The organism is Kangiella sp. TOML190, from assembly GCF_023706045.1.
Taxonomy (GTDB): Bacteria; Pseudomonadota; Gammaproteobacteria; order Enterobacterales; family Kangiellaceae; genus Kangiella.
Window position 1 is genome coordinate 983,155 of the sequence record NZ_BQYL01000001.1, and the last position, 13,226, is coordinate 996,380.

Annotated in this window: 10 protein-coding genes; 2 read left to right on the forward strand and 8 right to left on the reverse strand. The window is 43.8% G+C overall.

Going from position 1 to position 13,226, the window contains the following annotated elements; translation table 11 throughout:
• On the reverse strand, window positions 1-858 hold the full coding sequence (gene proC, locus NFS34_RS04795; protein ID WP_251358750.1) for a pyrroline-5-carboxylate reductase: 858 nt from the start codon (window positions 856-858) through the stop codon (window positions 1-3).
• Window positions 858-1,538 (reverse strand): YggS family pyridoxal phosphate-dependent enzyme, encoded by a 681-nt coding sequence (locus NFS34_RS04800; RefSeq protein ID WP_251358751.1) that lies wholly within the window; start codon window positions 1,536-1,538, stop codon window positions 858-860. Before NFS34_RS04800 ends, proC begins: the two co-directional genes overlap by 1 nt.
• Window positions 1,539-1,573: 35 nt before the next feature.
• Between NFS34_RS04800 and NFS34_RS04805 the strand changes: the two genes are divergently transcribed.
• Together NFS34_RS04805 and NFS34_RS04810 are read left to right on the forward strand one after the other, a co-directional pair.
• Window positions 1,574-2,608 carry a type IV pilus twitching motility protein PilT gene (locus NFS34_RS04805; protein WP_251358752.1) on the forward strand — a complete coding sequence of 345 codons (1,035 nt, stop codon included), beginning with the start codon at window positions 1,574-1,576 and terminating at the stop codon, window positions 2,606-2,608.
• A gap of 15 nt (window positions 2,609-2,623) precedes the next feature.
• Entirely contained in the window at window positions 2,624-3,763 is a 1,140-nt protein-coding gene (locus NFS34_RS04810; RefSeq protein ID WP_251358753.1) for a PilT/PilU family type 4a pilus ATPase, read from the forward strand.
• 429 nt (window positions 3,764-4,192) lie between these two features.
• Here NFS34_RS04810 and NFS34_RS04815 read toward each other — a convergent pair whose 3' ends face one another.
• The 6 genes from NFS34_RS04815 to gshB form a co-directional block, all read right to left on the reverse strand.
• Complete coding sequence (locus NFS34_RS04815) at window positions 4,193-4,648, reverse strand: hypothetical protein (RefSeq protein ID WP_251358754.1); 456 nt, start codon at window positions 4,646-4,648, stop codon at window positions 4,193-4,195.
• Window positions 4,623-9,722 (reverse strand): RHS repeat-associated core domain-containing protein, encoded by a 5,100-nt coding sequence (locus tag NFS34_RS04820; protein ID WP_251358755.1) that lies wholly within the window; start codon window positions 9,720-9,722, stop codon window positions 4,623-4,625. Before NFS34_RS04820 ends, NFS34_RS04815 begins: the two co-directional genes overlap by 26 nt.
• A gap of 253 nt (window positions 9,723-9,975) precedes the next feature.
• On the reverse strand, window positions 9,976-10,413 hold the full coding sequence (gene ruvX / locus NFS34_RS04825) for a Holliday junction resolvase RuvX (protein WP_251358756.1): 438 nt from the start codon (window positions 10,411-10,413) through the stop codon (window positions 9,976-9,978).
• Window positions 10,414-10,977, reverse strand: coding sequence for a YqgE/AlgH family protein (locus NFS34_RS04830; RefSeq protein ID WP_251358757.1), 564 nt, complete (start codon window positions 10,975-10,977; stop codon window positions 10,414-10,416).
• A 69-nt stretch (window positions 10,978-11,046) separates the two neighbouring features.
• A complete protein-coding gene (locus NFS34_RS04835; RefSeq protein ID WP_251358758.1) occupies window positions 11,047-11,952 on the reverse strand; it encodes an energy transducer TonB in 906 nt (301 codons plus the stop codon).
• Window positions 11,953-12,056: 104 nt separating this feature from the next.
• Window positions 12,057-13,004: a glutathione synthase gene (gene gshB / locus NFS34_RS04840; protein WP_376707966.1), complete on the reverse strand. Its 948-nt coding sequence runs from the start codon at window positions 13,002-13,004 to the stop codon at window positions 12,057-12,059.
• Window positions 13,005-13,226 lie beyond the last annotated feature (222 nt).

The window sequence follows — 13,226 nt, forward strand, 5'->3', positions numbered from 1 at the left end:
TTAGAGTTGTTCTTTTGCTATTTTAGCCAATTCTATACCGCGATTAACAGCAGATTTAATGGCTTTATCGACTATGCTCTGGAATTGGCTTTGCTCGAAGCTGGCCAGTGCTGCTGCGGTAGTGCCGCCAGGCGAAGTTACTTTAGTCCGCAGTGTAGCAATATCTTGGCTTAAATCTTGCGCTACCATTGAGCTTGCGCCAAATGCGGTTTGGCTGGCGAGTAGTTTAGCGGTTTTGGGATCCATACCTTGAGCGATTGCGCTGTCGATAATCGCTTCTAGAAACAAAAAGTAATAAGCAGGTGCGCTGCCTGCAATGGCCGTGACCAGATCCATCTGTTGCTCCTGTTCCAGCCAAGCACTCTTACCCACGGCATCGAAAATCGTTTCGCTTTGCGACTTTTGTTGCCGATTAACCGACTCAGTCGCAAACAGCCCCGTTGCTCCTTGGCCAATTAAGGCTGGGGTGTTGGGCATTGCGCGAACCACTGCGAGCTCTTGCTTGAGTAGTGTTGAGAAAGTTTCAGTTTCCACCCCAGCAGCTACCGAAATAAGCAGTTTATTTGAAAAGTTCTGATCCGCTAAAGGTGTTAATGCCGCGGCAAGCTTTTGCGGCTTAACGGCAAAAATGACGATATCCGATGTTTCCACCACCTGGCGGTTATGATTAGAGGTTGTCAGATTCGGATACTGCTGCTTGAGTGCTTCCAGTTTGCCATTGGAAGGATTGGAGCAGGCCACTTGGTTTTGGCTAAGGCCATTGGACAGCAGGCCATGAATAATCGCCTGCGCCATATTTCCGGCACCAATAAAGCCGATGTGAACCTTTTCTAAAGTTTGCATGCAACTGGTCATCATTAGTTTCTGTCTCCAAACAGTCGAGTGCCAACACGAACCATGGTCGAGCCGGCGGCAATGGCGGCCGCAAAATCACCCGACATGCCCATGGAAATGGTATCTATATTCGGGTATTTCTCAGCTAATTGGCGATAAAAGTCGTAAACTTCTTCAAATTGCCGTTTTTGCGCTGTAAATTCGCTTTGCCGAGGTGGTAGCACCATTAAGCCCCTAAGTGCCAAATTTTGTTCATTTTCGATCAATTCTGCCAGCTCGAAAACCTCTTCAGGGCCCGCTCCGGCCTTTTGTGACTCATTAAAGAGGTTTAGTTGGATGCAAACATTGAGTGGTTTTAGTCCTAGTCGAGCTTGGGCTAATTTGGGGATTAACTTGGCACGATCAACCGATTGTACCCAATCAAAGTTTTCCGCAATGGCCTTGCACTTGCGTGACTGGATGGCCCCAATAAAATGCCATTTTATTTTAAAATCAATAAGTTGCGGTATTTTTTCGAGTGCTTCTTGCAGTTGGTTTTCGGCGAAATCTCGTTGTCCTTGCTGTGCTAGACGAACCATTTTTTCTACTGACTGGCGTTTACTGACGGCAACAAGGCGCACTTTTTGTCGGAAATTTTGACTTTTCTCAGTGCTTTTTGCGATTTCTAGTTGCAGATCTTCTAGTGTAGAGGCTATTCTAGTCATAGAGTATAAAAACTATCAAGTATGGGGTCTAACATATGGATATTACTGAACTTTTAGCATTTAGTGTAAAGAATAATGCTTCTGACTTACACATCTCGGCTGGGATGCCTCCGTTGATTCGGGTTGATGGCGATATTCGGCGTATTAATTTACCGCCATTAGAAGATAAAGAAGTTCACTCGCTGATTTATGACATTATGAATGATAAACAGCGTAAAGACTATGAAGAATTCTTGGAAGCGGATTTCTCCTTCGAAATTAAAGATATTGCCCGTTTCCGTGTCAATGCTTATGTACAAAACCGTGGTCGAGCCGCGGTTTTTCGTACCATTCCCTCGCGCGTTTTGACCTTAGAAGAAATTAACGCGCCGAAAATTTTCCAAGATATTTCGATGCAGCCGCGTGGCCTAGTGTTAGTGACAGGGCCTACCGGTTCGGGTAAGTCGACCACCTTGGCGGCGATGATGGATTATGTGAATGAGCAAAAACATGAGCATATTTTGACCATCGAGGATCCTATTGAGTTTGTGCATGAGTCAAAAAAATGTTTGGTTAATCAGCGTGAAGTACATCGCGATACGCACAGCTTCTCCAATGCGCTGCGCTCTGCTTTGCGTGAAGATCCGGATATTATTCTGGTTGGTGAGATGCGTGACCTTGAAACCATTCGCTTGGCGCTGACCGCCGCGGAAACGGGACACTTGGTATTCGGTACCTTGCATACCACCTCTGCGGCTAAAACCATTGACCGGGTTATTGACGTTTTCCCAGCTGGCGAAAAAGCCATGGTGCGTTCGATGCTTTCTGAGTCTTTGCAAGCGGTTATCGCGCAAACCTTGTTGAAGAAAAATGGTGGTGGTCGTTGCGCGGCGCATGAAATCATGATCGGTACTCCAGCGATTCGGAATCTGATTCGCGAGGATAAAATTGCGCAAATGTATTCTGCGATGCAAACTGGTATGTCATTGGGCATGCAGACCTTGGATCATGGCTTGAAACAGCTAGTACAAAAAGGCATGGTGTCGCGTGCCGATGCTAAATTAAAAGCTAAAAACCCAGAAGAATTCTAAGACTAAGGAGTTGTTATGTTAATCGAACCTTTGCTTAGAGCATTGATGGATAATAAGGGCTCGGATTTATTTATTACGGTACATAAACCGCCGAGCATCAAAATCAACGGCGCTATTCGACCGGCTTCAAAAACCATGTTAACGCCAAAGCAGGTTGAAGAATTAATCCTTTCTTCGATGACTGAAAAACAGAAGAAAGAATTTGAAGAAACCAATGAATGCCAATATGCCATTAGTTTGGAGAACGTTGGTCGTTTTCGTGCTTCGGCTTTTGTACAGCGTAACCAACCTGGTTTGGTGGTGCGCCGGATCGAAACCAAAATTCCGACCTCAGAAGATCTAAAAATCCCTAAAATTCTTGATGAATTGGTGATGGCCAAGCGTGGCATTATTATTTTCGTGGGCGCAACGGGTACTGGTAAATCTACTTCTTTGGCTTCGATGATTGGTTATCGGAACCGTAATTCAACAGGCCATATTATTTCGGTAGAAGATCCGATCGAGTATGTGCATCGTCACGACCAGTGCATCATTACCCAGCGCGAAGTGGGGATCGATACCGAGTCTTTTGAAACCGCCTTGAAAAATACTCTACGTCAGGCGCCCGACGTGATTTTGATTGGTGAGGTTCGTTCGCACGAAACCATGGCCAACGCTATTACCTTCGCAGAAACCGGTCACTTGTGTTTATGTACTCTGCACGCCAATAACGCTAACCAAGCGATTGACCGGATTTTGCATTTCTTCCCAAAAGAAGAGCATACAAGGGTCTTGATGGATCTATCCATGAACCTAAAAGCGATTATTGCGCAGCAATTGGTACCAACGGTGGATGGCAAGGGCCGTCGTGCAGCGATTGAAATTATGATCAACTCGCCATTGATGTCCGATCATATTCGTAAAGGCGAAGTGCATCTGTTGAAAGAATTAATGTCGCGCTCACGCGATCTAGGTATGCAGACTTTCGATCAGGCGTTATTTGATTTGTATGTTGCAGGCCATATTAGCTATGACGATGCCTTGTTGCATGCAGACTCGGCTAACGATCTGCGTTTGCGTATCAAGTTGCATGAAAAAGATGCCGCGGCTTTAACCGAATCTACCAGCGACTTGCAAATGCAAGTAGATGATGATGTTTCATCGACTATGTTTTAGGTAAGCAATTAAAAATAGCGCTTTGTATATAGCTGCTTGAAGCAGAAGTTATTTGTTATTCACCATGACATTTCCTTAGCTCGCTTGCCAAAGCGGGTGAGCATTTCAGTGCCAGTGCGAAAAAATAGACCTGTCCCCTTTAATTCAATTCATAAAGTGAAATTCATTATGGATAAGATGAAGCTGATAATCTAAAAAGCCGCGAGAATTGCGGAAAGATGTTTTTCAGGAAGATGTTATTCTTCTTATAAAAGTTTTAGTGTTTTGTGTCGGGTTCTACACAGTTGCTTTATTCATAGATGCTGGCGCTGGACTAATCCCCAGACTGTACCGCACTAACTTCCCAATCAAAACCGAAAAGCTATCCCCGCGTATGCTGATTAAACATCCAAATTTCAGGCAATAAAAAAGCTCCCGGAGGAGCTTCTTTTAATTATTACATGATTCGTTTTTATTAAGCTTTAATGTTTTTGGATTCTTATCTCCTTCCACATAATAAGTAACTCCTAGTTCACAATTTTCGGTAGTAACTATAATTATTGAGTGAGAGCCATAACTTGTATGAGCACCAGTACTTAAGGTATTTATTATAGGGTTAAAGATCATTCCAATAATTGGGATGCTGGTTTTGCGTTCCGGTACAAGAACCGCACCCTGTTCATCGCTTTTTAAATATTCTCTTCCACCATTAAATTGAAATGTTGAATGCTTCCAGGTATTAAGCACCTCTACATTTTTTAACGGTTGACTACTTGAATCTTTTATTATTACTTTCCATTCAGGATTAACAGTAATAGGAATCGGTATTAACATTACTAGAATCAAGCCAATAATAACTAATACCTTGTTCTTATTACTTTTATTCGATGTCGCATTGGCAGTCAAAAGTTCCTCCTTTCAGTACATTATTCATATCATTTACTGTTTGCTGTAACAACTCAGGGTTCTTTAATAAGTCTTGAAGATCTTCTTCTGAACCAGTTGTAAGTTGACCAACAGATCCACCCATCGGACTTGGAAAGACTATACTAATACTTGGGAAGTCTCCATGCCTAGGAATTTGGCTATTATTCCAAGGCTGGAATCCAACATGAGCAGGAGATGTGTTATCCATTACAGGGTGCAGTGCCTGACCCAGTGAATGATAAGCTCTAAATTCATTTCCTTGTTTTAAAAATTTCTCATAGTTTTTTAACTTACCCTCAATATATTTTTTTGTTTCAAGACACGCCTTATACTTATCAGGGAAAGTACTTGAAGTCATTGCATGAATATAAGATGTGTAGGGCTCTTGATTTCCAAGCCAAAAACTATCGGCAAATTTACTCCCAGCTTGCATATGGCTGATTTGATTTGATGTAAAATTATCCCCTCTACCGAATACATCTATTATCAAATTGTGAGCGTCTGTGGAATGCAATCCTAAAGGGTCAACAAAATTAACAGGATTAGCACCAACATACCCATAAGTATTAATGCCGCCATTCAATCCAATCGGATCAGATTGCAAGTATCTTCCTATTTCAGGATCGTAATCCCTAAAGTAGTTGTAGTGCATGCCTGTTTCAGCATCGCTAATTTGCCCTGGGAATCGTAGCTTTTGGCTGACATTGTCCAGTTGTACCGTTAGGTTGCCGTATGGGTCGTAACTGCCCTGCCATTGGGTGCTGCCTGATTCATCAGTTAAGGCGATGGGCGAACCTAGGTGGTCAGTGTGAACGTAAAGTATTTCTTGAGTCTTTGGCTTTTCTCCCAATAGGGCAATATCATCAAGACGACCATGTCCTTTCACCTGAATAAACTTCACGTTAGTCAACTGAATAGTGGAGTTTAGCAATGCTAAGTCGGCCTGTAAGTCACGCGTAAACGTTTGCCAGCTATTGTTTTTGGCTTCATTGCCTAAATAAATCTTAAAGGTATTGCCATTACTGGATACAGAATTTGTGCCAGCCTTCGAGTAATAAACAATCGTTTTATTGCCTTCGTTAGAAGCGATTTTAACCTGTAATAACATGGCTGAAGTTTTTTGTTTCCAACCTAAATAAAACTGCGTTTTGTTGTTCCAGTTTTTATTGCTGGCATTTTTCAGGCGGAATCCGTTTTTAGTACCATCACCGGTTAATACAATCACATTCGAGTTTAATTCAGTATCAAATTCATTCACCATGGCAGCACCCGCTGGATTATTATCAAAAATAGTCCAACCCTCTAATGCTCCATTGTCTCCGTCAAAGTAAACCGTTTTATTGTTTTGATCAGCACCGCCGCCTACTTCTGCTAGCGTTGCAAGACGCATACCGTTCAAATAGATATATTCTTGGGTGATAGTTCCATCGCTGCTGGTTTCAGCGATTAACTGCCCTGCTTGGTCGTAATGGTAAAGAGTAATATCTCCATCCACTGTCTTCTTAACTCGCTCACCTTGGGCATTGTATTGATACAGTGCGCTCATGCCGGTTTTGTTGGCTGTGACCATGCGTCCCATTTGGTTGTATGTAAAACTTAAGTCACCTTTGGTGAGCGTATTGCCCATCGCATCGTAGCTAAGGTTCGTCGCACCTGCTTGAGTTAAGCGATGACTTGCTGCATCGTATTGGTAATTTTCAGTAGAACCATCTTGTGTCTTAGTAAGACGATTACCAATCGCATCAAAGCTGTAATCTTGGTCGCCATAAGCGCCCGTCGCATCCGTCAAACGCGCTAGATTGTCATAGTTAAAACTTTGGTCAAAGTTGGAGTCAAAACTATCGACAATGCTGTTGATGTTGTTTCTTGGAGTATAACCATAGCTTAGGTCATTAATACCCGAGAATGACTTGTTGATTAAACGATAATCTTGGTCATAGCTCATGCTTAAGACTTTGCCGTTACCAAAGGTTAGGCTTTGCAATGGCCCAAACGGTAAGTAGCTGATATTCGAAGCTAAGGTTTGAGTTTGTCCATCGGCTGATGTAGCAACGCTGATTACTTGCCCTAGGTTATTGCGATTATAATCCACTATTCGACCTGATGGATAGGCGACTTGAGTTAACAAGCCTGCGGCATCGTAGCCATAAGCCGTGACAAAACTAACGCCATTAATCACTCGCGTTTCTTGAGATAACTGACCTTTGGCATCGTATTGATAAGAAGTTGAGCCTGACTCATCGTTAATACTGGTGAGTCGACCAATACCTTTATTGTTATTAGCGGTGGCGTCATACACAAAGCTCACATTCTCTGAGGCATTCGGATAACTAATGCTCGTCACACGATTTAGCGCATCATAGCTATAAGTCGCCGTAATATTACGAGCATCGGTAACCGTTGACAGATTCCCCGCCGAGTCATAGGTAAAGCTCGAAGTGCCACTATCGGGACTGGTTTGCGAGGTGACTTCACCAAAAGCGTTGTAAGCGTAGCTCGTGGTTTTATTGGTGGCATCAGTCACTGAGGTTAAACGGTTTTGGCTATCGTAATCGAACTCAGTTTCACCTAGAGCAGGGTCAACCACTTTTATCAGCCTATCCAACGTATCGTAATAATTGGCTGTAGGATTATTCAGCGCATCGGTACTTTGGGTCGGCAAACCTTCGGCGTCGTAATCAACTTTATTGGATTGATTGTTGGCTCCTAAAGTTTCTTTTAAACGCCCTAAATCATTAAACACCGAAGTCGCAAAGCTTTTGATGGTACCACTAGAATCTTTAATCTCAGTGCGAGTGCGGTTGCTCATATAATCGAGGGTGTATTCAATGCGGTTGCCTTGTCCATCGACAATGGCGGTTAAACGCTGCGCCGCATCGTATTCATAATTGAGCACTACACCGTTGGCCATAGTGACTGAGGTTAGCTGCCCCGCTTTATCATAAGCATAGGTCGTAGTGTCCCCCGCCGTGGTCATGGAGGTTAACCAGCCGCGAGGGTGATAGGCCATGCTCGTCACAGTGCCGTTCGGGTCGGTCACTGATAACGGTTTACCGTGCGCATCATGACTAGTGATTAAGGTTTCATGCCCCAGCGCATTGGTCACTTTAACCAAGTTACCATTACCTGAAGCATCGTATTCATAAGTGGTGATATCCGACACATCCGTGCGAGCACCGTTCACCGTTAACACTTGACCAACTGAGTTATAGGTATAAGAAACCGTACGCGTCTCGTTAGTAGCCTTATCTTTCACCGAGCGCAACAACAAGTTTCCATTGGCATCATAAGAGTAAGTGGTTAAACGCTGTGGCTCGTCCACACTTAAGGGCAAGTTGTAAGACGAATGCCATGCTGTGCTAATAGTGCGAGCTTCAGCGGTGCCAAAGGCTTCAGTTCGAGTTAGCTGCTGACCTTTCGAGTTGTATTGATACGCAGTGATAGTACCGTCGGGTTGGGTCGCTTGGCTCAACATGCCATTATCGTCATATTGATATTGATAGGTACCTACTGCACAATCAACACAAGGTTGTTGTTGATGGGATACTACTTTGTAAGTACCGTTTTTAATTTCAAACTGATAATCGGACTCGGAATAGTTGGCTGCGTTGCGATAAAGCTTAACACTGCTTAAACCTAGCTGATTGGGCAGTTGCTCCGTATATCCAATAGTTGCTTTTAAAGCGCCACCTGCGTGCTCGGTGGATGTGGCACGGTTAAAGCTATCGTAGTCGTAAGTAGCGTAAATATTGCCTAGCTCGTCCTTAACATTGGTTAATACGTTGGTATAACCTCGGTCATCATAAAGATATTCTTTAAAAGGATTATCTGTTAAATCATTCGCTGTTTTATCGGGGAAAGTCACCTTGGTGATAAAGCCTTTAGAATCATGCTCATAAAGGTATTGATTACCTGCTGGGTCAATAAATGTATTGATAACACGTTTAGTAGTTTGATTGGTAATTGGCACCAGCGTATAGAACAATTCTGCTGTACGACCAAAATTATCGGTAATGACCGCATGCTCACCGGTGGGATAGTTAATGTCTTGGTACTGACCATTGCGGAAGCTCTTTTTGATTAAGCGCCCCTGACTATCAAACTCGTAAAGCGTTCCTGAGATGCTGGTAAAAGCAAAACCATTGGCTGTGTCCGTGAGTTGGCCATCGCGAACTCGACCAGCTTGCCAACTTGAGTTTGTTTTTAGAAAGCTGGTTCGACTGCCTGATGGTATGCTTAAGGTTGCGACTTTTGACGTTCCAAAGCCATTGCGAATGGTTAAATAAGGTAAACCTTCTGCTTGCCAATCATGCTTGGCAATATTTAATAGTTGTATTGGTTGATAGTTATCTGGCAAAGGCTGGTCAAGCACTTCTTTAAACTTCGCCAATGCATCGCTGGGGCGCTCGGTCGAAAAATAGGTACGTGCAAAATTCAAAGCGCCAACGCTCGCGCTATAATCCGTCTCGGTTTGACGCTTAACGCCATTGGTGCAATTGATTGGATTATTCTGCCAAGGCGATATGACTGGATTAGAGTCTCCATCACAGCTTTTCGCTTCCTGCGGAATGCGATAACAGATTCTGCCCTGATTATTGGCATCACTAATTTCTTCAACAATACCATTAACCGTTCGAGAACCGCCTTCACCAACCTCACGTGCCACACACTGATTATCAATTAGATCTTCGGTGCATTCGCAGGCGGGTAGGCACTCACCAGTTTCGTAATCAACAACTTCATCATCTTGACATGAAACCCCATAGTAATCATAAAGAAGCGCCCATGGGCTATGCTGAACTCCTTTTTGCTTCATTAACCAACCTGCTCCATAAAAATGTAATTGTTTCACGGTGTCGTATCCATAAGAGCAGTAACGACTTTCATAACCTCTTTCGGCCGCGAATGAAATGCAAGCATTTAAAGCAGCCTGTTCAGTTTCAAAGTAATAGTGGTGTCTAAAGTGACTGCCTTCGATAACTTCAATAACTTCCGACTCGGATTCTAAAGAGATTAATAGTAATGAGATAAGCAAAGTAAAAAAACGTTTCACTGGGGTTTCCTTTTTTATTATTCGGACTTAAAGCAGTTTTTTTATAGTCGAAGTCCGTTTCAAATGATGGATAAAGCTTATAGTTACTTATTGCTGAGATCAAGCCTGTTCAAGCAAGGTTTAACCCCGTCATTGCGAGCGAAGTTTAAATAGTTTTCTTGTTTGTTGGGATTCTCAAGTTCATCCGAACGTACGAATGTTTATCCCAAGCTAGGTTTGCTCAACTCAATATTAAGCCTGTTATTAGAGCTTACTAAACCGATTCAAAATAACTTTTGAGAATTAGCTCGGCGGCGTAGGCGTCGATTTCCTGATTAACTTTTTTATAGCCGCCGATTTCGAATAAATATTCTTTGACTTCCACAGAGCTTAGCCGCTCGTCGTGTAAAAAGGCGGGCAAGCCAAAACGGCCATGCAGTCTGTCGGCGAATTTTTTGGCCTTTTGGGTGAACGCTTGTTCACTGTCATCCATATTCAGCGGTAAGCCCACCACGAAAGCATCCACTTGCCATTCTTTGATAAGTTTTTCGACTTCTTGCCACTGGGGTTGATCGTTTTTGCAGGCAAGAACTGTTAGCGCTTGGGTGGATAAACTCGGCTTATAACCGGTGGCGATGCCAATTCTTTTTTCACCAAAATCAAAGCTGAGAAAGCGATTGAGCGTCTTTTGGGATTTTACCGACGATATCATCTAGGCGTGGCCTTCTTGATTGCTTAATTGAGTCCAGTCAATACCTAACAGCTCGGTTGCTTTATGCCAAACTTGATCGGCAGGGGTATCAAACAACAGATCGGGCGTGGCTTCCACCAATAGCCAAGAGCTGTCTTCCATTTCTTTTTCCAGCTGGCCTTTTTCCCAGCCGGCATAGCCCAAAGCGATGCGCACTTTTTCCGGCCCTTCGTTTTTAGCAATGGCGCTTAAAATATCTTCCGAGGTGGACAATGCCAGTTCATTGGTTACCGTCAGTGACGATTGCCAATTACCAATCGGGCTGTGCAGAATAAAGCCGCGCTCTGGCGACACAGGGCCTCCAGCCAGCAGCTTTTCCGCTAACGGTTGATCGCTATTGGTTTCAAATTTAAGGTGATCGAACAGTTCTTGGTAAGTGGCTTCCAAAGGAATATTGATGACAATGCCTAAGGCGCCTTCGCTGCTGTGTTCGCAAATATAGGTCACACTGCGGTTAAAGAAGGGATCTTCTAAAGAGGGCATGGCAATCAATAAGTGATTGGCCAGAGAATTAATTGGCTGCATAGGGCAATTATATCAGGTCTAATATTAGAGGTTAAACAAACTTATTGGCTAGAGCTTACTAGAGAGTATTTATTTACTGGAGCTGCTGTTAACGCCGCGCCCCGGATCAAAATTCATTACACGCACGATTTCTAAAGTATTTTTTTGTTGGCGAATGGATTCAGGCAAAGGATCGAAAGGCGCCGCCAAACGAATAAGCTCTTTGGCGGTTTCGTCAATGAGCGCATTGCCCGAAGCTTTCTCGATGGAGACCGCTAATAATTCACCTTGCTTGCCGATCACTACTCGTACGGTAGGCGAACCTTGACCAAGTTTTTGCGAGATAGGAATATAGTGGCGGTTGCCAACGGCCAGGACTTTGTTGCGCCAGGCTTCTAAATAGGGTGCTTCATCGGGCGAGGCCATCACTGATGCTGCAATTCCTTCTTCTTTAATGCCGCGAGTATCAAGCTTATCTTGCAAATCTTGCTCAAGGTTCATTTGCTTTAAAAGCTCCGGATCCGGAGAGATCTCCGCCAATTCTTCAACCGTCTGCTCAATTGGTTTTGGCTCTTCTAAAGGATTGGCATTAACCGTTCGATTACCTTGACTACTGGTAACTAGGCTTTGGTTAGCAAGCATTTTAGCCTGCTGCGGATCCACTTCAAGGCTCGGTGTTGCGGTCACGCCTTCGGTGGTTTTAAAGTGTTCCAATTCGGTGGTGGGGCGTTCGGCCTGTTCGGCACTGCCTGCACCAATTTGATTGTTTTGACCTACGAAATCAGGATTTTCAGGGGCTTCTAAACTGGCACGATGGGCCAGAGTTACGTCTAGCGACAGGGGTACTGGGCTCGATTCGGCTGACGGTAATACAAAACGAACCCCAAATATCAGCAAAAAATGCACTGCAATGGCTAAAAAAATGGCAAACCGCAGTCGATCACTGTCAGTAACCACCCGTTCTTGTAGCTTTACTGCGGTTTTAGCTTGTGCCATGAGTCCTTTTGCCTTGAATTTGTGCTTGGGGTTTTCTTCTTGGATTCAGTGGCATAGTAGCAAGCATTGATTCTTTTCGTAAGTTTTATTGCTAGCCAGTGTTGTTATTCTAGCTGAGCTTCCACCGCATCAAACAGCTTAGCGGCGATGTTAATGCCATACTCATCTTGCAATTCTCGCATACAAGTTGGGCTGGTAACGTTGATTTCGGTAACATAATCGCCAATCATATCTAAGCCCACGAAATAAAGTCCTCGCTTGACCAGATCCGGTGCTATTTGTTGAGCGATGGCTAGTTCCTTTTCTGTGATCGGCATTGGCACGCCGCTACCGCCAGCAGCTAAGTTACCTCGGGTTTCACCCTGTGGAGGAATTCGCGCCAAGGTATAGGGAATCACTTCGCCATTGACCACTAGAATACGCTTATCGCCCGCGGTGATTTCGGGAATAAACTTTTGCGCCATCGCTAGCTGCTTGCCATGTTCGGTTAGGGTTTCGATGATCACCGATAAATTGGGGTCGCCTTGTTTTACCCTGAAAATCGAAGCGCCGCCCATGCCGTCGAGCGGTTTTAAAATCACGTCTTGGTGTTGCGCCAAAAACTGCTCAAATTGTGCTTTATTGGCGGCAACTAGGGTTTCTGGGGTAAATTGCGGAAACCAGGCGGTGTAGAGTTTTTCATTACAGTCGCGCAGGCTGCGCGGATTGTTCACAACCATGGCGCCTTGTTCTTGCGCCAATTCCAGCAGGTAGGTGCTGTAGATATAGTCCATATTAAAGGGCGGATCTTTGCGCATAAAGGCGAAACTGAAGTCTGCTAAAGCTCTTATTTCAGTGGGCTCTAGCTTATAGTGATTACCTACTTCATTGTAAACTTGTGCCTTTTGGCAAGAAGCGACAATTTTTGTCGATCTAAGGCTTAAATCCTGCGGCTGGCAATAATAAATATCCCAATTACGCTCTTGTGCCTCGAGCAGAAATCCAAAGCTGGTGTCCTTCTTAATGTTAATTTTTTCGATCGGATCCATGATCATGAGCAGCGAGTAAGTCATAAAAAAGTCAATTAAATCAATCAATGACTAAGGTTATCATCAAATATCCTGCGAAATCCATCACAAGCTTGGCAATAAAGGCGTAAAAATTATTGACATAAAAGGCTCATAAATGACTTGCAACAGGGTCTGAAGCGCTTTAGGCTATATTTCGTAGGAGCTTTACCAGCTAGGGATAAGTATGATACAAAGACCATATAAGAAAAAAAGTTAAGTTGTTAA